At 40.8% G+C, this 22,088-nt stretch carries 20 protein-coding genes and 2 tRNA genes; 12 read left to right on the plus strand and 10 right to left on the minus strand.

Features of this window, described 5'->3' with window-relative positions:
- The first annotated feature begins 66 nt into the window (after positions 1-66).
- Entirely contained in the window at positions 67-1,131 is a 1,065-nt protein-coding gene (locus QWZ01_RS20550; protein ID WP_290326641.1) for an alpha/beta hydrolase family protein, read from the plus strand.
- Positions 1,132-1,163: 32 nt separating this feature from the next.
- Here the strand turns inward: QWZ01_RS20550 and QWZ01_RS20555 are convergent, their stop codons facing one another.
- The 3 genes from QWZ01_RS20555 to QWZ01_RS20565 all read right to left on the minus strand — a co-directional run bounded on the left by QWZ01_RS20555 (position 1,164) and on the right by QWZ01_RS20565 (position 3,197).
- Positions 1,164-2,099 carry a class I SAM-dependent methyltransferase gene (locus tag QWZ01_RS20555; protein ID WP_290326643.1) on the minus strand — a complete coding sequence of 312 codons (936 nt, stop codon included), beginning with the start codon at positions 2,097-2,099 and terminating at the stop codon, positions 1,164-1,166.
- A 289-nt stretch (positions 2,100-2,388) separates the two neighbouring features.
- Positions 2,389-2,462: transfer RNA gene (locus QWZ01_RS20560), tRNA-Pro, on the minus strand.
- Between the two features lie 153 nt (positions 2,463-2,615).
- Positions 2,616-3,197: a PAS domain-containing protein gene (locus tag QWZ01_RS20565; RefSeq protein ID WP_290326645.1), complete on the minus strand. Its 582-nt coding sequence runs from the start codon at positions 3,195-3,197 to the stop codon at positions 2,616-2,618.
- A gap of 320 nt (positions 3,198-3,517) precedes the next feature.
- Between QWZ01_RS20565 and QWZ01_RS20570 the strand changes: the two genes are divergently transcribed.
- Complete coding sequence (locus QWZ01_RS20570) at positions 3,518-3,868, plus strand: bleomycin resistance protein (protein ID WP_290326646.1); 351 nt, start codon at positions 3,518-3,520, stop codon at positions 3,866-3,868.
- Complete coding sequence (locus QWZ01_RS20575) at positions 3,868-4,977, plus strand: alpha/beta hydrolase (protein ID WP_290326647.1); 1,110 nt, start codon at positions 3,868-3,870, stop codon at positions 4,975-4,977. Before QWZ01_RS20570 ends, QWZ01_RS20575 begins: the two co-directional genes overlap by 1 nt.
- 112 nt (positions 4,978-5,089) lie before the next feature.
- Here the strand turns inward: QWZ01_RS20575 and QWZ01_RS20580 are convergent, their stop codons facing one another.
- Both QWZ01_RS20580 and QWZ01_RS20585 read right to left on the minus strand, forming a co-directional pair.
- On the minus strand, positions 5,090-5,989 hold the full coding sequence (locus QWZ01_RS20580; RefSeq protein WP_290326648.1) for a flavin reductase family protein: 900 nt from the start codon (positions 5,987-5,989) through the stop codon (positions 5,090-5,092).
- A gap of 320 nt (positions 5,990-6,309) precedes the next feature.
- A tRNA-Pro gene (locus QWZ01_RS20585) sits at positions 6,310-6,383 on the minus strand.
- A gap of 251 nt (positions 6,384-6,634) precedes the next feature.
- On the opposite strand from QWZ01_RS20585, the gene QWZ01_RS20590 reads away from it, so the two are divergent.
- The 4 genes from QWZ01_RS20590 to QWZ01_RS20605 are packed head-to-tail and all read left to right on the plus strand — an operon-like array spanning position 6,635 to position 11,408.
- Positions 6,635-10,000: a DUF4175 family protein gene (locus tag QWZ01_RS20590; protein ID WP_290326649.1), complete on the plus strand. Its 3,366-nt coding sequence runs from the start codon at positions 6,635-6,637 to the stop codon at positions 9,998-10,000.
- A gap of 1 nt (position 10,001) precedes the next feature.
- On the plus strand, positions 10,002-10,427 hold the full coding sequence (locus tag QWZ01_RS20595) for an ATP-binding protein (RefSeq protein ID WP_290326650.1): 426 nt from the start codon (positions 10,002-10,004) through the stop codon (positions 10,425-10,427).
- Positions 10,427-10,852: an rRNA maturation RNase YbeY gene (gene ybeY / locus QWZ01_RS20600; protein WP_290326651.1), complete on the plus strand. Its 426-nt coding sequence runs from the start codon at positions 10,427-10,429 to the stop codon at positions 10,850-10,852. Before QWZ01_RS20595 ends, ybeY begins: the two co-directional genes overlap by 1 nt.
- A 40-nt stretch (positions 10,853-10,892) precedes the next feature.
- Entirely contained in the window at positions 10,893-11,408 is a 516-nt protein-coding gene (locus tag QWZ01_RS20605; protein WP_290326652.1) for a glutathione peroxidase, read from the plus strand.
- 286 nt (positions 11,409-11,694) lie between these two features.
- On the opposite strand, the gene QWZ01_RS20610 is transcribed toward QWZ01_RS20605, so the two are convergent.
- Genes QWZ01_RS20610 through QWZ01_RS20625 form a run of 4 tightly spaced genes read right to left on the minus strand, consistent with a single transcriptional unit; the run spans position 11,695 to position 14,853 of the window.
- A complete protein-coding gene (locus QWZ01_RS20610; protein ID WP_290326654.1) occupies positions 11,695-12,507 on the minus strand; it encodes an MlaD family protein in 813 nt (270 codons plus the stop codon).
- The gene (locus QWZ01_RS20615; protein ID WP_290326656.1) at positions 12,504-13,304 is read right to left on the minus strand and encodes an ABC transporter ATP-binding protein; all 801 of its coding nucleotides are present in this window, start codon (positions 13,302-13,304) and stop codon (positions 12,504-12,506) included. Before QWZ01_RS20615 ends, QWZ01_RS20610 begins: the two co-directional genes overlap by 4 nt.
- A 1-nt stretch (position 13,305) precedes the next feature.
- A complete protein-coding gene (locus QWZ01_RS20620; protein ID WP_290326658.1) occupies positions 13,306-14,082 on the minus strand; it encodes an MlaE family ABC transporter permease in 777 nt (258 codons plus the stop codon).
- A gap of 60 nt (positions 14,083-14,142) precedes the next feature.
- Positions 14,143-14,853 (minus strand): pirin family protein, encoded by a 711-nt coding sequence (locus QWZ01_RS20625; protein WP_290326660.1) that lies wholly within the window; start codon positions 14,851-14,853, stop codon positions 14,143-14,145.
- 85 nt (positions 14,854-14,938) lie between these two features.
- On the opposite strand from QWZ01_RS20625, the gene QWZ01_RS20630 reads away from it, so the two are divergent.
- From QWZ01_RS20630 to QWZ01_RS20650, 5 genes are all read left to right on the plus strand, one after another.
- Positions 14,939-15,595, plus strand: coding sequence for an oxidoreductase (locus tag QWZ01_RS20630; protein ID WP_290326662.1), 657 nt, complete (start codon positions 14,939-14,941; stop codon positions 15,593-15,595).
- A complete protein-coding gene (locus QWZ01_RS20635) occupies positions 15,592-17,460 on the plus strand; it encodes an ABC-F family ATP-binding cassette domain-containing protein (RefSeq protein WP_290326664.1) in 1,869 nt (622 codons plus the stop codon). The genes QWZ01_RS20630 and QWZ01_RS20635 overlap by 4 nt, the downstream gene beginning before the upstream one ends.
- 1 nt (position 17,461) lies before the next feature.
- Positions 17,462-17,707 (plus strand): CBU_0592 family membrane protein, encoded by a 246-nt coding sequence (locus tag QWZ01_RS20640; protein ID WP_290326666.1) that lies wholly within the window; start codon positions 17,462-17,464, stop codon positions 17,705-17,707.
- Positions 17,708-17,930: 223 nt separating this feature from the next.
- Positions 17,931-19,793: a tRNA uridine-5-carboxymethylaminomethyl(34) synthesis enzyme MnmG gene (mnmG, locus tag QWZ01_RS20645; RefSeq protein WP_290326668.1), complete on the plus strand. Its 1,863-nt coding sequence runs from the start codon at positions 17,931-17,933 to the stop codon at positions 19,791-19,793.
- Positions 19,794-19,908: 115 nt separating this feature from the next.
- Positions 19,909-21,567, plus strand: coding sequence for an Ig-like domain-containing domain (locus QWZ01_RS20650; protein ID WP_290326670.1), 1,659 nt, complete (start codon positions 19,909-19,911; stop codon positions 21,565-21,567).
- On the opposite strand, the gene QWZ01_RS20655 is transcribed toward QWZ01_RS20650, so the two are convergent.
- Complete coding sequence (locus QWZ01_RS20655) at positions 21,557-22,069, minus strand: gamma carbonic anhydrase family protein (protein ID WP_290326672.1); 513 nt, start codon at positions 22,067-22,069, stop codon at positions 21,557-21,559. The genes QWZ01_RS20650 and QWZ01_RS20655 overlap by 11 nt on opposite strands.
- Positions 22,070-22,088 lie beyond the last annotated feature (19 nt).

The raw sequence follows: 22,088 nt of genomic DNA on the forward strand, positions 1-22,088 counted from the left end.
AAATAAGGGCCAATACATTACATATCTTGTATTCGATATTCTGAAACCGAAGCTAACCCGCATGCTATGTTATTACAACACAAGACGCTTTCTATCTGTATATGGCTATTATTATTTTCTGCCGGTGTATTTGCCCAGCAAACACCGTATTTAGCAGAAGACCGGGTTGCGGCCGATTTTAAGAAGTTACTGAACAGGCCCCGGGTTGCTGCCAGACCTTCCTTTCAAATCACTAAAACAGATTCGGTTATTATTGAAACGGGATACATATATAGTGAGAAAGATGAAAAGGTACCTATTCTGATCTACAAACCGGTTACACAGGCCAAAGCCTTTCCTGCCGTTATTTTTCTGCATGGTACCGGAGGCACTAAAGATGCTAAGGACATTAAAAACATACTCTACCAGCTTAGCAAAAGAGGCATCATGGGCGTGGCTATTGATGCACGCCATCATGGTACACGCATTGCCGGAGGTGCTCACGGCTCAAAAGAGTATGTTGAAGCCATTACCAAAGCATGGCATAATACCGATCCAACAAGCCAAACACATCCTTTCTTTTTTGATACGGCATACGATCTGTGGAGAGTGACAGATTATTTGGTGAGCCGGCCCGATGTTGAGGCTGGTCGCATTGGCATGGGCGGCATATCTATGGGTGGCATAGAAACCTGGATGGCTGCTTCTGTTGATACCAGGATAAAGGTTGTGGTGCTTGATATTGCCGCGCAGAGCTTTAAATGGTCGCTTGATAATGATAAATGGCAAGGTCGTGCTGGCACCATACAGGCAGCACATTTACAAGCCGCCAAAGACATGGGCGACTCTACTCTCAATAAGAAAAATGTAAAAGCACTGTGGGATAAATTATTGCCAGGAATAACCGGCGAGTTTGACTGCCCTTCCATGATCCGCCTGATAGCCCCAAGGCCCTTATTGGTACTCAATACGGAGCGCGACCAGAATTGCCCCCTACCCGGCGCAAAAATTGCCTTTGAATCGGCCCGGGCCTCATACATATCTAAAAATGCTGCTGACAAAATAAAGATGGATATTGCACCAAACCTGCCACATACCACCACACCAGAGCATCTAAAAATGACGCTCGACTGGTTCAGTAAATGGCTTTAAGCTACCTCCCCCCGCTAATTTTATTGATGCGTTTAAATTTTGTAAAGATAAAACCGTGCCGCGTCACCTTGCTGAGCGGCATTTAAAATTTGAGCTTGCTTCTCAAAATTCGCTATTTCTTCAGGTGTAAAATGTTTATCAAAAGCATTCCACTTATGGGTCTCCGGATCAACCAGCGGTATATCTTTTTCATATAGTTCACTACCCAAAAACTGAAAAGCGGAGGAATCAAATATTACATTCTGTATTTTGAAACCCGTTCTTTCAGCTAAAAGAGAAAGACTTTTCATAGTATGCAGTACATAGTGACGCGGAGCATCCAGCTGAACCCAATTACCCCCATAAATTTCCCATGCCTTTCCCAATAATGGAATACTTATCATAAGTACGCCTCTTTCTTTTAATAACCTGTGGCATTCTTTCATTTCAGCCACCTGATCATCAACATGCTCTAAAACGTGGTGCATGATTAGTAGATCATAACTGTGGGCAGGCAGCTCGGTAAGTTCTTTTTTTAGCACCCTAACCCCGTACCCATGGTCTACTTCTTCAGGTATAAATTTATCTACCCCGGTTACATTTTCAAAACCCAGGTTAAATAGCGCGCAAATTAGCGCGCCTTTTCCGCAGCCAATATCGAGGATACGGGCGCTCGGCGTTGTTTCTATTGGTCTTAGGTAATTGATTAATAAATTGCCTGATACTTTGTATTTTCGTTTTATCCTTAAATTACCAACTAATCGTTTCTGTATTGGTTGCCTTTTCAATACTGGTGTTACTTGGGTAAATGATACGTAGTCAGCAGGATAATACTTATCTATATTTGAAGGAATACTGAGCGTTTGCAGGGCTCCGCAATTTCCACAAGCTGCATAATTAAACAGATCACGAAAACCAAACATCATTTCTCTAAAAACAAACTTCTCAGTAAATGCGCTTCCGCAAATCCTGCAATTATCTATACTCATGTAAAGCATTTAGGGTGATAGGGTGAAAATTCTTTAAATAACAGACGAATTAGTAAAAGGTTACAAATATTGGCTTTCAGCAAGGTATAAAATTTCGCCCGAAGTACAACCGCTTACCCTCTGTTTAAAAACTTTTTAGCTGTTTTGGATAACTGGTACTGTTGCTGTAGTTGTTCTGGTATGACTGTTTGAAAAAACGAGGGTCAACAAAGAGGTCAACAAAACTAAAAAAGCATATCAGAACCGGTTCAAATAACCGCTCAGATATGCTCTTATACTTCTTTTTCTGTCGGGATGGCGGGATTCGAACCCACGACCTCCAGCACCCCATGCTGGCGCGATACCGGGCTACGCTACATCCCGAACTTTATCAAATATGGCTGCGCAATAAACGCTCATCTATGTTTGAAAAACAAATATAATAAGTGCTCACGTAAGTGCAAGGGCGCATTTCAATTTATGAATATTAAAAACTACCGAATTGATTTTCTAAGATTTTAAGCGGATAAATAACCTTTAGGCTCCGGTTATCACAAAACTGCCCGATATGCGTTTTGGCCCGCCATGTTCATTGTAGGTAATATTTCCAGATGTCATTAACCATTTCGATTCCCCGTTGTCAAGTGTTGTCATTCTGTAGTTCTTAACAACACGTTCGCCGCTTTTTATAGCATCGGTAATAGCCTTAAACATTTCCTCCCTAAATTCTGCATCAATCAGCTTTAGCCCGTCGGTAAGGGTCAACCGCTCCCCTTGGGTAATACCATATATCAATCTCCCGTTTTCCGAAATGGATAACTCTTGGGTTTCCAAATCAACCGACCAATATCCAACATCCGGAAGCACTACTTCTGTGCTAAAACAATCCAACGCCTCTAATAGCTTATTGTTGGTTTTATCAATCTGTTCGTAAGCCAGCTCAAGCTCTTCGCCAATATCCATAAGCTCTGCTTTTAAAACACTTACCTCTGTAGTTAATGAAGCAACTGTTTCCTTTAAGGCAAATTCATTATCGTTTGAGTTTTGGGGCGATCCCTCTTGATCGGGTATCTTCTTACCTTTTTTATGCTTTAGGAAATAGAGATTAATGAAGCCCATGAGTGTGATTAATGAATAAAAAAATAGGTTTTGATACCATTTTCCTACACTTAGTATATTTGATATTGAGTCACTTAAGCTACGCATTAAGGCCAGGTAAAAGATTTTTCAAAGTTACTTTGAATTTACAAAAATGCAAATAGTCTCCCGTTATAAATGTCTAAGTAACGATTAACATTCAGTTAACCAGTTATACTATTATTTTTAAGCCTATAAATTCATAAAAAACACTCTTGTAACAGCTCTTTTTTTATTTTAAATGCTTTTTTAATATTTTAGTATGCTCTTCAACCCCTGCTACCAATTAAATCATCACCGATATGCTTACAGATGTGAACCCTAAATTGCCCATGCGCAATAAGGCCATTACCAGAGATTTCTACTTGAACAAACTGGGTTTTCAGGAGTTTGGCAAAGCCGATTACGATGGCTATCTGATGGTTCAAAAAGACAACATCCAGCTCCATTTTTTTGAATTTAAAGATGTAGACCCTGCAGAAAACTATGGGCAAGTATATATCCGTACCGATGATATTGAAGCTTTTTACAAGTTTGCCCAAAGCCAGGATCTCAACATAACCAAACTGGAGTATAAACCCTGGATGCAAAAAGAGTTTTCCATTCACGATCCTGATAACAATTTGCTTACCATTGGGCAGAGTTTAATATAATGAGGCTAAACAAAGTAATTGATAGCGCCATGGTGGCCGCTATGATCTGTATTGCAGGCGCTGCCTGGGCTCAAATACCCATCCGTGATCCGCATACGCCCGGGTACGTATCTGCCACCGCGTTGCCGGATGGTGTTGTACCCTCGCCCGCTTCTAATGGTAATTATATTATCGGCCCAACCCATGATCCTGCACCAGAATCAATCGTACAAAACAATGTGCCCAAGGGAGAGATATTTCATTTTACAATAGATTCTAAGGATAGTAAAATTTATCCGGGCATTGCCCGCGAACCCAATACATTTGGCACTGTTGATCCGGAAAATCCTGCTAAGTTAATTGTAACTACAAGTCACCCGGCAGCTTATACCCGTCAGGTAGCGGTATATGTTCCTAAACAATACGTTGCCGGCACCGCAGCGCCATTCATCGTTGGAGCCGATGGGCCCGATAATTTGTTATTTACCGTTTTAGATAACCTGATTGCTGAAGGTAAGGTACCACCGATGATAGCCATCTCTATCAGCAACGGCAGCGGTGATGCACAGGGTAGTCAACGGGGCCTGGAATATGATACCATGAGCGGGCTGTATGCTGAGTTTGTTGAAAAAGAAATACTCCCCCTGGTAGAAAGTAAGTGCCGGGTAAAACTAACTAAAGACCCTGCTGCACGCGCTACTATGGGTGGTAGTTCGGGCGGTTCATGTGCCCTGATCATGTCATGGTACCATCCCGAATTGTATCACCGTGTACTCACCTACTCCGGTACTTACATCAACCAGCAATGGCCATACAATCCTAAAATACCGCATGGAGCATGGGAGTTTCATGAAAACCTGATCCCGAAAAGCCCTTTGAAACCTTTGAGGATATGGATGGAAGTAGGCGACCAGGACCTGTTTAACCCAAACGTAATGCGCGACGGTATGCACGATTGGATTTTAGCAAACGAAAATATGGCAAAAGTACTCGCGGCTAAAGGTTATCCATACCAATTTGTTTTTGCCTGCAATGCAAAGCACGTTGATCATAACGTAAAAAAGCAAACATTACCCGAAGCATTGGAGTGGCTTTGGAAAGATTATCAACCTGCCGCGGTCACAAAATAAATAGCTATTTCAGCCTTCTAAATTTTTTGATAAATCCGAAAAGACTGTTCTCTGTTAAAACAACAAAGCCTGTAAATCATATCATTTGCAAGTGATATGGTCAATAAACAAATTATATCAATAACACTTTCCAGGCGTCCCTTACCCGGCCGTTATCTAACAATTGCTTGGCTTTTAAATGCAGGTGCAGGGTGAGGGTGCGGCTGTCGCCAATGGCAGCATCAACCAATTCTTTTATTTCATCAGTTTGACTAAAGGCCTTTACCTCCTCATCGGATGGCAAAGTTTCAACTAGCCCCAGTAACCCCAGATTATTCCCGGTTAATACTTCGGAGTTTTTAACCTCATTGGGAAAAGCATCAATGCCGATACCTATTCCGGCACGCCCTATTGGTTTGGAAATTTTAAATAAATTATCGCTGGTTACCCTGCAATACCAATCGCCGCCTAAACGAGCCACCAGATCTATTTTATGCGGGTCTATTTTACCATCAGCATCCAAAATAGCTTCATTGATATGAATACGTTTTACCTCGGCAATAACCAAATTACCTGCGCCTCCGTTTTTTCCTAACGATGTCACATCATTCACTACACATTCCAATTGAACGGTTGATTCCGCTACCCTTGGTGGCTTTACAGTCTCCGAAGCCAATTCAGTAAACCCCGCTTTCGAAAATTCATTTACTCCTTTTTTGTAATCCATACTCGTTAAGTACGTTTGTTGCACCATATCGTAGCTTACGATATTAATCACACATTCAGGAACTTCCAAAACGTTTTCAAGGGTGTGTTTAGTGGTATTATCCCGCGCCCTGCTTGTCGGTGAAAACACACATATCGGTGGATTTATGCTAAAAACATTAAAAAAACTGAACGGACTTAAATTAACCTCACTCCTTTTGTTAATAGTGGATACAAAGCATATTGGCCGGGGGGCAATGGCATAATGCAAATAAACTTGCATTTCGGCCGGTGTCAACGATGATGCATCAATAGTTTTTAACTTCATACAAGTTTTTATTTAAAGCTTAAATCAGCCTAACAGCTATTTTTTTGATTTCAATGTTTTTTCCTCAAGGTAAGTATTTAGTTCGCCTTCAACCTCGGCTACGTTGACTAATTTCAAATATTCTAAGATGTTCTCTGGGAATAACAGGCTTGCTAATGTTTGGCAGGAGTCATGCAATGCTTTCGTGTTCGTTCAACTATTGCATAAAACAAATGATCTTTCTATTACCCCGCAAATTTTCTGGCTTATCTCTGAGTTGTTTTTAGAAGAAATAAAAAAGCCTATAAATCATATGATTTACAGGCTTTGAATGGTATCAGTCGGGATGGCAGGATTCGAACCTGCGGCCTCCACATCCCAAATGTGGCGCGATACCGGGCTACGCTACATCCCGAAACGGTGAAATATTTACACCATTACCTGACTTGCAGGGGCGCAAATGTAAGAAGTTGATTCATATATCAAACCATTTCTTCAACTTTTTTTTAAACTTTATTTAATAAGGCTTTTAATTAAACCGTAGTTATTTGCATAAACACTGTTCAGTTTATTTATTATTGGCCTCTCTACAACTTAAAATCATTATTATATAAATTGCCCCGTTTTTACGTTTTAGTTTAAATTAAGTACCTTTTACGCTTAAATATGAATTCATCTGAAAATTATGAAATACTGATTGGTAAGATCAACATCTTTATCAGGAAGTATTATTTCAATAATTTTCTGCGCGGGCTCATATTTTTAGGTGCAGGCTTGTTTACTGCCTACGTGGTTATTACCCTCAGCGAGTATTTCGGTAACTTCAACATCGTTTTCAGAACCATTCTTTTCTATTTTTTCATTCTGCTCAATGCCGGGTTAATTTGCTGGCTCATTTTACCTTCATTATTATCATGGTTTAAGCTAAATCGTTCTTTAACTCATGATGAGGCTGCTCAAATTATCGGGAAGCATTTTCATGACGTTAACGATAAATTATTAAATACCCTGCAGCTCAAAAAACTGGCTGTTGCCGATGAAAATCATCGCGCGCTCATTGAAGCCAGTATCGATCAAAAAATTGAAGCGCTTAAGCCGGTTAGCTTCCCATCAGCCATAAACATCCGCGAAAACACCAAATATTTAAAATGGGTGCTCGCGCCGTTGGCGGTTATCATTGTACTGGCCTTTGCCGCCCCATCTATTTTAACCGAAAGCACCAAAAGGCTTATCAGGCATAACGAATACTTTGCCCCTGTTGCGCCTTTTAAATTCAACGTTCTTAATAAAACACTTTCGGTAGTACAGGGCGATGACCTGAAACTCGACCTCAGGCTTGATGGCGATAAGCTACCGGCCGATGTATATGTAGAAACCACCAATAATACTTTTAAGCTCGATAAAGAAAACATTAGCCGCTTTCATTACCTATTTACCAACTTGCAGCAAAACACATCGTTCAAATTAATTGCCAACGGGTTCAGCTCAGCTCCTTACAATATCACGGTAAATCAAAAGCCCGCACTGTTGCATTTTGATGTAGAACTCAACTACCCCGCTTACCTGCACAAAAAGGCCGAAAAACTAATCAATGCCGGTGATCTGGTAATACCTGAAGGAACCCGGGTAAACTGGCAGCTGCACACGCAGCATGCATCAGGCGTACAATTTACCATGAATGGCCTTACACAGCCTGCCCGACTAAGCGCACCTGATATATTTGAGCATTCAGAAAAAGTTAACAAAAATTCCATTTACAAACTGGCCCCGGTTAATACGATGGTTAATCACACCGACTCGGCCACGTATCATATTAATGTAATTACTGACGAGGCCCCGGCTATTACGGTACAGGAAAAATCTGATTCGGTAAGCATGAACGCCTTGTATTTCAATGGTAAAATTCAGGACGACCACGGTTTTTCGTCATTAACGTTTCACTACACTGTACAAGCTGCTGGTAATAACAATCAGCAAAAAACGTTTGTAAAACCAATTAAGGCGGCGATGGATCAAACACAGTCGGATTTTTTTTACTTCTGGAATTTAAAAGAGCTCGGTGTTGAAGCAGGCGCCCGGGTAACTTACTTCTTTGAAGTGGCCGATAATGATGGTGTAAATGGCCCCAAAAAGGCGCGCAGCACAGAACATACACTCAACATGCCCGACAGCAAAGCCATTAACGAACAGTTAAATGCCGGTACTCAGGCCGTGAAACAAAAAATGCAGTCGGCCATTAAACTGGCAGGCCAGGTTGAGCACGATTCGCAAAAGCTTAATCAGTTATTGCTTAATAAAAACACCCTCTCATTCGATGAAAAAAAACAGGTGGAGGATCTGCTTCAAAAACGCCGCGACCTGGAAGATCTGGTAAAAGAAATTAAAGACGAAAATCAGAAAAACCTGTACAACCGCCAGGAAAACCAGCAGCAAAACCAGGAGCTTTTAGCCAAGCAAAAGCAAATTGAAAACCTGTTTAACAACGTACTTGATCAAAAAACAAAAGAACTGCTGCAAAACCTGCAGAAACTTTTAGATCAGGAGCAGAAAGATGCCACCCGCGATGAATTATCAAAAATGCAGATGGATAATAAGTCGCTCAAAAAAGAGCTTGACCGTATGCTTGAGCTCTATAAAAAGCTGGAGTTTGATCAAAAACTAAATCAAAGCGTTGATCAATTGAATAAACTTGCTCAAAAGGAGCAGCAATTATCTGATAAAAGCAAACAACAGGGTGCCGATCAGAAAGCGTTGCAGCAGGAGCAGGAAAATCTGAAAAAAGACTTTCAGGATATAAAAAAGGGGCTGGAAGATCTGCAGAAAACAAACGAACAGGCCGAGCATAAACAGGATTTTCAAAACCCCGAAAAAGAAACCCAAAGCATTGATCAGCAAATGGATCAAAGCAAGAATGAGTTGCAGAAAAACAATAAACAGGGCGCTTCAAAGGCACAGCAGCAGGCAGCAAAACAAATGCAGGAACTGGCCGCCAAGATGGAGCAAAATAATGCCGATGGAGAAAGCAAGGAAAACGCTGTTGATGCCCAGCAACTGCGCGAGCTGCTGAAAAGCCTGGTGAATAGTTCCTTTAACCAGGAAAAGGTGATGCAAACCTTAAAAGCAACCAGCCCAACAGATCCGTCGTATATAACACTGTCGCAAAGTCAGAAGGATATAAAGGATAACCTTAAAACTGCCGAGGATAGTCTTTATTCGCTTAGCAGGCGTATCCCTCAAATACAATCAACCGTAAATGAGGAGATTAGCAATATCAATAACCATATTGACCAGTCACTCGAAAACCTGGGCGACAGGCGCACAAGTGAGGCCAACCGTCATCAGCAATATGCAATGACCGCAATGAACAACCTGGCCCTCATGTTGAATGAGGCATTGGAACAGCTGCAAAAACAGATGGGAAAAAGCGGAAAAGGCAAGGGCAAAAAGCAGTCGGTATCTCAGCTGGCCAAGCTGCAGGAGCAGCTGAATCAAAACATGCAAAAGGCACGTGATCAGATGCAACAGCAAGGTAATCAGGGCAAAGGACAGCAGGGCAAAGAAGGTAACCAGGGTAAAAACCAGCAGGGCGGCCAGGGAAATAACATGAGCGAGCAGCTGGCCCGCATGGCGCGGCAGCAGCAAATGATAAGGCAGGCATTGGAGCAAATTAACCAGGAAGAAAATAAAGACGGCAAGGGAGGCTTGGGTAATCTGGATAAAATTTCCAAAGAAATGGAACAAACTGAGCATGATCTCGTAAACAGGAAGATTACAGACGATGCCTTAAAAAGACAACAACAGATCCAAAGTCGCTTATTGGAGGCCGAAAAAGCCGAACAAGAACGCGAACAAGACAAACAAAGAGAAAGCCAGGCCGGTAAAAATATACCGCCGGGATACATAAAAGCGCTGCAGGGATACCAGCAGCAAAGTAACAAGCAAACGGAGCAAATTAAAACAGTATCTCCGGCACTTAATTTGTATTACAAACAAAAAATTAAATCTTACTTTGATCAACTTAATGCCAAATAATATGGAACAGGCAAATGTTCATACCAGCAGTGAATTGTTTACGTTACAGCTGCCGTCAAAAACGGAAAGCATAGCGCAGCTTGAGTTGTTGATTGAAGAAATTGCTGATAAATATCATGTAGCAGAAGATACTTTCGCCAACATGATGACCTGCCTTAATGAAGCTGCCATCAATGCCATTATACATGGTAACAAATTGGATGAAAATAAAAAAGTGATCATTAATGCTGAAGTAGAGCCAAAACGCATCATATGGACCGTTACCGATGAAGGTCCCGGTTTTGACTATGCCAACCTGCCCGATCCCACCGCACCAGAAAATCTTGAAAATTTAACCGGAAGGGGCGTTTTTATTATTAAACACCTGGCAGATCAATGCATTTTTAATGTCTCAGGTAATACTATTGAACTACACTTTAAAATATAATGCCGGCTATCCAGTTTTTTGAAGAAGACATCATATACAAACTTAAAAATAAAGCCCTTGTGCGCCAATGGATCAAAGATACCATAATCGCCGAGGGTTTTAAGTTAAAGGAACTTACCTACGTTTTTTGCTCAGACGCCTACCTGCTGCCCATGAACCAGCAATACCTTGATCATGATACCTATACGGATATCATTACTTTTGATAATTCGGAAGTTGAGGGTGATATTGTAGGTGACATTTTCATCTCTGTTGAGCGGGTACGTGAAAATGCCGCCAAGTTTAAAATAAGCGAAACAGACGAGCTACACAGGGTAATCATCCATGGTGCATTACACCTTTTAGGCTACAAAGATAAAAGTGCTGTTACAAAGCAGAAAATGACACAAAAAGAGGACGAATATTTGGCAAAAAGACCTTTTTAATATCTACATTTACTCTGTTTTACAATCAATTATCAACAAAATGAAATTACTTACTTTAATATTAGCGTTCCTTTTTATTTCGGCGCCATCATCTGTTTATGAGTTTAAACTGAAAACCATTGATGGGCAGGATTTTTCACTGGCCAAATACAAAGGCAAAAAAGTGCTTATTGTTAATACGGCCTCTAAATGTGGTTTTACCAAGCAATATACTGATCTGGAAAAATTATCTGAGCAGTACAAAGGTAAGTTAGTAGTAGTAGGTTTCCCGGCCAACAACTTTGGCGGTCAGGAGCCAGGTACCAATCAGGACATTAAAACATTTTGCAAGGAAAACTTTTCAGTTACCTTCCCTATGAGCGGTAAGGTTAGCGTGAAAGGCCTTGACATCGACCCATTATTCCAGTACCTCACCACTGCCCCTAACCCTGATTTTACAGGCGAAATTAAATGGAACTTTGAAAAATTCCTGATCGACGAAAATGGCAAACTGATCCACCGTTTCAGGTCACAAACCACTCCATTATCTGAAGACATTACAAAGTATCTGAACTAAGATATTTAACTGCAAAACAAAAAGCTCCGGTAATTATCGGGGCTTTTTTGTTGTTCTTTTTATTCACCAAAAAGTGCCTGTTTTTTAGGGCTACTTTTATTGTATATGTATAGTATTCTATATAGTTGTACTTAGTTGTGTTAAGTGTTTGTAAATTTTAGTACACAAAAACTTACACCAATTGATCATTTTAACTGACGAAACACAGTTTAAGTTAAACGAAATAAATTTTATAAACACTTCATTATTTGCCTTTTGGGCATTTTTTGGTTCTGTTTGGCTCCTTTTAATTCCCGTTATCTCCCTTTGAATCTGCCTTTTGTTTTGCGGCCTTTTCAGCAGCTTTTTCTTTCTCTTTCTGCGCCTCTTCCTGCACTTTTTTGATAGAATCCTGTTTGGCTTTGGCAGCCTTTTTCTTTTTATTAAAGAAACCACGCAATAAAAAATTATGCTGTGCCGCTGTCAGATCCTCATTAAGGGTATTGGTGGTTCTATGAACGGTTTTCATAGTGGTTTGAGCCTGCTTAACTGTGCTTTCAATATTTTTAGCCATTTCCTCATTATTGAGCATACGGCCAATGCTTCCCTTGCCGCTATTGATCTTACCAACAATTTGCGACAGGTCGGTAGTCAGGGTTTCGGCGTTGTCGGCTACGCGCGTGAGCTTGGTTATTATCTTATCCACATCAACCGGGTTTATAGATCCCAGTTTACCGCCCGGCTTAACCTCCTCCTGGCTGGTTACACCACCCGGGGCAATCACCACCAGTTTATCGCCCATTAATCCGTCGCTGCCAATGCTGATTTTTGAATCTGTCTTGATGAACTTTTTAACCTTGTTATTCAAGGTCAGATCAACACGTACCGAACTATCGGTCACGATATTGATAGATTGCACCACGCCCACATTGATGCCCGCAAAGCGCACGTTATTACCCACCTGCAGGCCGCTTACATTTTTAAAGGTGCCATATACGTTAAAGGTTGAATTGAACAAGCTTTTTTGGCTGCCAATAAAAAAAATACCTAATGCCAATACCACCAGGCCCACGAATGTGAACAGGCCTATCTTTATTTTCTGTGCAGATGTGGTTTTCATATCTCTTGGTTAAAAAATGATCTTACAATTTTGTTATCCGATTTTTGTAGTTCTTTAAATGAACCCTCGGCTATAAACTCTCCATTATCCATCACTAAAACGCGGTCGGCCGTGATGCGGGCACATTCCATATCGTGTGTGATAATTACCGACGATGTTTTATATTTTTCCTGCAGATGAAGAATCAGCTCGCTTATTTCCCTCGAAGTAATAGGGTCAAGACCAGTAGTAGGTTCATCGTAAAGCATAATTTCGGGCTTCACGATCATGGTACGGGCAAGCCCTACCCTTTTACGCATTCCGCCCGAAAGGTCAGAGGGCAGCTTGTCTATAGCATCCAGCAGACCTACACCATCAAGTACTTCCTCTACCCGCTTATCTATTTCCTGCTGATCATTTAGCTTCAGCACACGGGTTAATGGAAACTCCAAGTTTTCGCGTACAGTCATGGAATCATAAAGTGCCCCGCTCTGAAACAGGAAACCTATTTTTATGCGCAGCTGTTTAAGTTCCTCATCGTTAAGTTCAGCAACCTTTTCGCCAAAAACAGTTAACTCACCTGCATTCGGTTTAAGCATACCTACAATGCACTGGATAGTTACCGATTTGCCCTGGCCTGATTTACCTAAAATCACCATATTTTCACCTCTTTTAAGGTCGAATGTGATATCCCGGAGCACTTCCTTATCTACAAAGCCTTTTTTTAATCCTTTGGCATGAATAACCACCTCGTCCTGCTTTTTAGCTTTAGCTGGTATTTGCTTTTTAGTTTCATTATGTTGATCGGCCGCTTTCATATCAATGATAAAATAACAAACTGGTAATTTGGACGGCTATGGCATCAATAACAAAGATCCACAAGGATGCGGTTACCACAGCCGAGTTGGCGGCTATCCCTACACTCTCGGTACCTTTATTGGAATGGTAACCCTTATAGCAGCCTACAAAGCCTATCGCGAAACCGAAAAACACAGTTTTAACAACAGCCGGCAACAGGTCTGAAAAATCAAGAGAAGAGATACATTTGGTAAAATAAAGAGAGAGACTGATGTTATCTGTAATATTAAGGGCCAGGAAGCCCCCAAACAGCCCTATAACGTCGCCAATGATGGCCAGCAGGGGTACCATGATACTGGTTGCGAAAACCCGCGTAACAACGAGATATTGAAGCGGGTTTGCTCCTGATACCTCCATAGCATCAATTTGCTCGGTAACTTTCATGCTGCCCAGCTCGGCGCCTATGCTTGAGGCTATTTTACCGGCACAGATGATAGCGGTAATAACAGGGCCTATTTCCCTGATCAAGGATACAGCCAGAGTTTTGGGCAACATACTGGCAGCACCCAGCTCAACCAGCGATGGCCGAAGCTGTACTATTAAAACCAGCCCCATGATAAAGGAGGTTATACCTACCAGCATCATGGAGCGATAGCCTATTTCATAACATTGCCTTACAAATTCCGACCATTCAAAACCACCGGTAAAAATGTTTCTGAAAAACCTGCTGAAAAAAATGCATTGTTCACCAATGCCTTCGGCCCATTTTCTCCATCCGGTAATTGCTTGTTCTGCCATACGTTACCATATTTATTTTGCAGTTCAAGAAAATTAACCTTTAGGTTTCGGTTTGCAGGTTTATGACATTGGTACGTCAATGATCAAAAAACGGGAACGTTCTTCGGGTTCAATTATAAATGAACTGGTATCATAAACACCCAGCGCATCTCTTTTGTTTAAAACCGCGCTGTTTATTTTGATCGATCCTTCTAACACAAATACGTAGGCGCCATTGCCTTCAGTTTTTATATCATAGCTTATCTGCTGGCCTGCATCAAAATTACCCATACTGAAAGTAGCATCCTGGTTTATCCAAAGTGTATCGGCACTCTCTACAGGAGATACCAAAGTAACCAGCTGATTAGGCTTTAAAGCCTCTGTAAAGCTTTTTTGATCATAACGTGGCTGTATGTTCCTCTCTTTCGGAAAAAGCCATATCTGCAGCGTTTTGGCCTCCTGTGTTTTTGATGCATTATATTCCGAATGGTATACACCTGTACCTGCCGACATGATCTGAACTTCGCCTGCACTAATTACACCTGTATTACCCATGCTGTCTTTATGCTCCAAACCTCCCTCTAAAGGTATGGTTACAATTTCCATATTATCATGCGGATGGGTACCAAAACCGGTTCCGGCAGCTATGGTATCATCATTTAATACCCTTAATGCGCCAAAGTGCACTTTATCAGCATCATAATACGATGCAAAGCTGAAAGAAAAGTTTGCTTTTAACCAGCCTATATTATTTTTTCCGCGTTCGTTTTCGGGATAAAATATTGTTTTCATGGATGTTCTCCTATTTATATGTTTAAACACACAATTTTTATTCCACAATTTAATTATGCGTACTTTTGCAAAAATTTTGTATACAATGGCGCATAAAGCTATTATTGCAGGTTCAAGCGGACTAATTGGCAGTATTTTATTGGATATTTTGCTGCAAGAGCCATTTTATGATGAGGTGCTGATTCTGGTCAGAAAAGAATTACCAATTAAACATTATAAACTGTCGCAGTTTGTGGTTGATTTTGACCGTTTAGATGCTTACAAAGAGCACCTAACGGGCCATGCCTTGTTTTGTTGCCTGGGTACAACTAAAGCTAAAACACCTGATAAGACTGTTTACCGCGCAATTGACCATGATTATCCTTTGCAACTGGCGCAATTGGCACATCAAAATGGCGTTAAACAATATCATTTGGTTTCGTCAATAGGTGCTAACGCGGCTTCGTCTACTTTTTATTTAAAAACAAAAGGTGAAACCGAAAATGACCTGCAAAAGGTAGGCACCCCTGCCCTGTATATCTACCGGCCATCGTTTTTAACCGGCGACAGGCAGGAAAAACGGGCTATGGAAAAAATAATAAGCTATTTATATATAATAATAAATCCTTTATTGTTTGGAGGATTAAAGAAGTATAAAAGCATCCCGGCAACCACAGTGGCTAAGGCGATGTACAAACAGTCAATGCAAAATACAAAAGGCTTATTTATATATGAGTCTGATCAAATAAAACAACTATCGTGAGCACTTACATTTCTGCCGAGAATCTTGGTCATCAGTTTCATGACAACTGGCTTTTTAAAAACATCACCATTGGTATTAACCGTGGGCGCAGGGTTGCACTGGTGGGTGTTAACGGAGCAGGTAAATCAACCCTGTTAAAACTACTGTCGGGCCAAATAAAGCCTACAGAGGGCAAGGTTGTACAAAGCCGTGACCTGAACATGGGTTACCTGGAGCAAGACCCCCACTTCAAAAATGCCGTAACCATCAGCGATTATATTTTTCATGCCGATGATGTGCAGCAACAACTGATCCGCCGTTACGAAGAGCTGTTGGAGAATGAACCCGACAATGCCAAGGCTATTGAAAAGGTGATGGAAGAGATGAGCGATGTGGATGCCTGGGAATATGAATACAAGATCAAGACCATTTTGGGCAGGTTAGATATTCATCATCTTAACCAAAAGATCAACACCCTATCGGGCGGACAAAAGAAACGTTTAGCATTGGCTAAGCTACTTATTGAGGACCCTGATATTTATATACTGGATGAGCCTACCAACCACCTGGATATTGACACTATTGAGTGGCTGGAGAAACTGTTAACCGAGGGTAACAAGACCATACTCATGGTTACGCACGACAGATACTTCCTTGACAATGTTTGTAACGAGATATTAGAGATTGACCGTGGCAAGATAGTTCCATACAACGGCAGCTACGGCTATTACTTAGAAAAGAAAGCAGAGCGTGATGCAGCCGACGAGGCATCCTTTCAAAAGAACAGCAACTTGCTGCGCAAGGAGCTGGAATGGATGCGCCGCCAGCCACAGGCCCGCGGTACCAAATCAAAGGCTCGTATTGATGCCTATTATGACCTGGAAGAAAAAACAAAGGCCGGTGGTATCCGCGAAAAGGTTGAGCTGAGTGTTAAAACAGCACGCCAGGGTAACAAGATCATGGAGATGGAGCATCTGTATAAATCATTTCGTGACCAAACCTTTATTAAAGACTTTAGCTATGTATTTAAAAAAGGCGACAGGATTGGTTTAGCCGGCCGTAACGGCAGTGGTAAATCAACCCTACTTAATTTAATTACCGGAGCATTACAACCCGATCAGGGAACTGTGGTAAAGGGCGAAACTACTGTAATAGGATATTTCCATCAGGCTGGTTTAAACTTTAAGGAAGACGAAAGGGTAATTGACGTTGTAAAAAACGTAGCAGAGTTTATTACCATGGCCGATGGTAAAACCATATCGGCTTCTGCCCTGCTCACGTTGTTTCTCTTCCCTCCTGCCAAACAGTATGGTTTTATATCAAAACTAAGTGGCGGTGAAAAGAAACGCTTGCAGCTAATGAGCATCCTGATGAAGAACCCTAACTTTCTGATTCTGGATGAGCCTACCAACGATCTTGATATTGATACGCTAAACGTATTGGAAGAGTTTTTAACTAATTACGGCGGTGTATTGATGATGGTATCGCACGACAGGTATTTATTAGATAAGCTTACCGAGCAGCTTTTTATTATGGAAGAAGGCGGTAACGTACGTATATATAATGGTAACTACTCATCATACCGTTTAGAATTGGAAGAAGCCAAGCAGCAGAGCAAAAAAGCACCAGCGGCCCCTGCTCCAGTAGCTGCTTCCACCCCCAAAAAGAATAAGCTAAGTTTTAAGGAAACTAAAGAGCTGGAAACCCTTGAAACCGAAATTGAGCAGGTAGAAAACCAGATAAAGGACAAAACAAATCAACTAAACGCGGTAGGCATTGAACCATCCAAACTAAATGAGATCATTAATCAGATTGAAGATCTGAATAAGAAATTGGATGCTAAAAGCACCCGTTGGATGGAATTAACAGAGTTAAAAGAATCATAATATGAAAACTTCTGATATCATAGCATCTGTTGGTGTAATTATCCTTTTGATAGCTTTTTTATTAAATTTATATAAGAAACTACCATCAGAAAGTAAGTTATATAGCTTATTAAACTTACTTGGTGCAGGTACTTGCTGTTATGCATCGTATATGGTTAGCTTCTACCCATTTGTGGTATTGGAAGGTGTTTGGGGATTTGTAGCTTTAATATCATTATTCAGATCTTCAAGAGGAACATCAATATAGATTAGATAGCTTTGCAGGCTGTACAAGCTTGTTTTAACATAAAACATAGTAATGTTCCACGTGGAACATTACTATTAAACCAAGACTTATAAACGTTTAAATAAGTCCTGTTTAATAACTAAAACCTATTCACTATAATACAATTTTAAACTTATTCAGGGTTAATATTAACCTTATACAATAGGAAAGATTATAATGTTCCACGTGGAACATGGAGGTAAAAATGTTCAAAAAATATAATGTAATAGTTGTTGGTGCAGGTCATGCCGGCTGCGAAGCTGCTGCTGCTGCTGCCAATCTTGGTTCATCTGTTTTATTGATCACCATGAATATGGGAACCATTGCTCAGATGAGTTGTAACCCTGCCATGGGCGGTGTTGCCAAGGGACAAATAGTGCGGGAGATTGATGCTTTGGGTGGTTATTCAGGTATTATAACCGACAAAACATCATTGCAATTCCGCATGCTTAATCGCTCAAAAGGCCCTGCTATGTGGAGCCCAAGGGCTCAAAGTGATCGTATGCGCTTTGCTGAAGAGTGGCGTTTAGCCTTGGAAAAAACCCCTAATGTTGATTTCTGGCAAGACACTGTTACATCCCTTTTAGTAAAGGATAATACTATTAAAGGTGTACGTACATCTATAGGTATAGAGATTGAAGCTGACTCCGTTGTGCTTACCAATGGTACATTTTTAAATGGCCTTATACATATAGGTGAAAAGAGATTTGGTGGCGGCAGGGCTGGTGAAAGAGCAGCTACAGGTTTAACCGAGCAGCTAATAGAACTTGGCTTTGAAGCCGGCCGTATGAAAACCGGTACCCCACCCCGTATTGATGGCCGCAGCTTAAACTATAGCCTCATGGAAGAGCAATGGGGCGATGAAGAACGCGGTCGTTTTTCGTTTACTGATGTAGAGATGATAGAGCAACAACGCTGCTGCTGGATCACTTATACTAACCTCAAAGTACACGAAACACTGAAAGAAGGTTTTGAAAAATCACCCATGTTTACGGGTCGCATCAAGGGTTTAGGGCCACGTTATTGCCCATCTATAGAGGATAAAATAAACCGTTTTGCAGAGCGCGATCGTCACCAGATATTTGTTGAACCTGAAGGATTAAATACAGTAGAGATCTACGTTAATGGCTTCTCTACCTCCCTGCCCGAGGATGTTCAGTACCGCGCACTCACCCAGATCCCAGGTTTTGAGAACGCTAAAATGTTCCGTCCGGGTTATGCAATCGAATACGATTACTTCCCACCTACCCAGTTAGGTTTAACTTTAGAAACCAAACTGGTAAGCAATCTCTATTTCGCCGGGCAGATCAATGGTACCACAGGTTATGAGGAAGCAGCATCCCAAGGTTTCATTGCCGGTATTAACGCACACCAAAAAATCAATGATAAACATGAGCTGATACTAAAAAGATCAGAATCATATATTGGTGTTTTGATTGATGACCTGGTAACCAAAGGTACCGAAGAACCATACCGTATGTTTACTTCAAGGGCCGAGCACAGGTTGTTATTACGCCAGGATAATGCGGATATCAGGCTGAGCCCAATGGGTCATGAGCTTGGTTTGATCAGCGATGAACGGCTGGAAAAGGTAAATCAAAAAGTTAAAAACTCCGATGATATTGTAGCTTATACTAAAAGCAAGTCTATCGATCCATCAAATGTAAATGGTTTATTAGAAGAATTAGGTACCAGCCCCCTATCGCAAAATGCTAAACTATTTAATTTATTGAGCCGCCCTCAGGTGGGTTTTGAAGACCTGAAAAAAGCCGATGCTCCATTAGCCGAATTATTATCAGCCTATGATAAAGAAACTATTGAGCAGGCTGAAATAAAAATTAAATATGAGAGTTACTTTATAAAAGAATTGGAAATTGTTGACCGCATGAAGAAAATGGAAGACCGGGAAATTAACCCCGAATTTAATTACCATACCCTGGTATCACTTTCAAAAGAAGCACGCGAAAAATTAATGAAGATAAAACCACGCACTTTAGGTCAGGCTTCCCGAATTTCGGGTGTTTCTCCGTCTGATATCTCAGTTTTGATGGTTCATGTATCAAGATAACATATAAAATACTAATAATCAGTTATTTATAAAATATCGTTTTAAATCAATTATTTTCAATTTTTAATATTACCGTTCATAAAAATATAAAAATCGCTTATATCGCCTAAAAACCATGTTAAATAAAAAACAGGTCAATTATTACAATTTTATACCCTATTTTACTGTTGTTTTATTCCTTTTTGCGTGTGCCGCGCAGCAACCACCCCAGGGAGGGCCGCGTGACCATACTCCACCCAAATTGGTGAAGGCCGTACCCGCAAATAAAACACGGAATTTTAAAGCAAAAGAAATTGACCTGGAATTTGACGAGTTTATAAAACTGACTAACCAATACCAGGAGATCAGTATGAGCCCGGCGATGGAAAAGTTACCTGAGTACAATTCAAACAAACGCAACCTGAAAATAAAATTTAAAGACACGCTACTGAAAAATACAACCTATGTGATCAGTTTTGGAAAATCAATTCAGGATGTAAACGAGAATAACGTACTTAAAAATTTTACTTATGTTTTTTCAACCGGTAATCATATTGATTCTTTAAGCATATCCGGAAGCGTGACCAATACCTTAACGCAGGAAAAAGAAAAGGATGTAACCGTGATGATATTCCCGGTAAAGCAAGATACGCTCTTCGGAAAAAAGAAACCGAGTATTTTTGCCACTACAGATTCATCCGGAAATTTCAGCCTGAATAACCTGCGCGAAGATGACTACCGGATCTACGCTTTAAAAGAGGCCTCCCCTAACAAGATATTTGATAATGAAGCAAACGAGCTTATTGCTTTTTTAAAACAGCCCATCCACTTAAGGTCTGATACTTCAAACGTTCAGCTTAATTTATTCAAGCAATTGCCCCAGAAATTCAGGATCTCTGAAAAAAGATTTGACACTGATGGTAAGATGGTTTTTGTATTTAACAAAGCCTTAAACAGCCCTGCATTGAAAGTTATTTATCCTGCCGATATTGATAAGCAAAAATCAGTTGAGTTCAGCAAAACCAAGGATACGGCCTCTATGTTTGTACGTAATATGGGCTTTGATTCTATAAGGTTGGCTATTTATGATGATGGCAAACCCATTGATTCTGTATCGCTCACTAAGGGCAAAAAGGAAAGCTTTCAGCGTACACTTACCTTTAAATACAACATTAATGGCAATAACCTGCTTAAGCCAGGTACAGATCTGAAGCTTTCGGCGAGCCTCCCGATTGAAAATTTTGATAACGGGCAAATAACACTTAATGAAGATTCAATACCTGTTGCTGCCAGCGATTACAGCCTGCAAAAGGATACTGGTAATTTTAAAAATCTTAACCTTAAATATCGCTGGCGACAAGGTAGTAAGTATGAATTGATATTTAATGAAGCTGCTTTTACTTCTATTTACGGTGAAAAAAATAAAAGAATATCAAAAAAGTTCCAGGTAGATAAAGTAGAAAATTACAGTACCCTAACCCTAAAAGTTACCGTTCCAGATACAGCCAAAGCTTACGTGGTTGAATTACTAAGTGAGAACGGCGAAAAGAAAGAGTTGCTGCAAAGCAATTTTATCCGGCGCAATACCTCATTGGTTTACAGGAACTATGTGACGGGTAAATATATGATCAGGGTTGTTTACGATGAAAATAAAAACGGCAAATGGGACAGCGGAAACGTAAAACAACGCCGACAGCCCGAAAATATATGGGTAAGCGATAAAGTAATAGCCCTAAGGCCCAACTGGGAAGCCGAAGAAGCCATTACCATACCTAAGGAGCGTATTACTCCTTAAACCAGCTTGAATACATGATATAGTTATTAGGCAGCTTTTTAAGCAAAGCTTTTTGCTCATCAGTTAGTGGTTTTATCTTTTTTGCGGGTATACCGGCATATAAAAAGCCCGATTCGCAAATGGTATTTTCCAGTACTACAGCTCCTGCAGCAATGATCACAAACTCGTTAACCACAGCGTGATCCATCACTATGGCCCCCATGCCTACCAGCGTATGGTCATGTAAAGTGCAACCATGTACCAGGGCATTATGACCTATGGATACATAATTACCTATATTGGTAGGTGCCTTTAAATAAGTGGCGTGTATAACGGCACCATCCTGTATATTGGTGTTATCCCCTATTTTGATGTAATGTACATCTCCACGGATTACCGCGTTGAACCAAACAGAGCAATTGGCACCCATCACCACATCGCCTACAATAGTGGCATTGGGAGCAATAAAACAATCTGCACCCCAAACCGGGCTTTTATCTTTCACAGGTAGTATAACAGGCATATTTTAATTATTGAACGAT

The sequence above is a fragment of the Mucilaginibacter aquaedulcis genome, assembly GCF_030409325.1.
GTDB classification, from domain to species: Bacteria; Bacteroidota; Bacteroidia; order Sphingobacteriales; family Sphingobacteriaceae; genus Mucilaginibacter; species Mucilaginibacter aquaedulcis.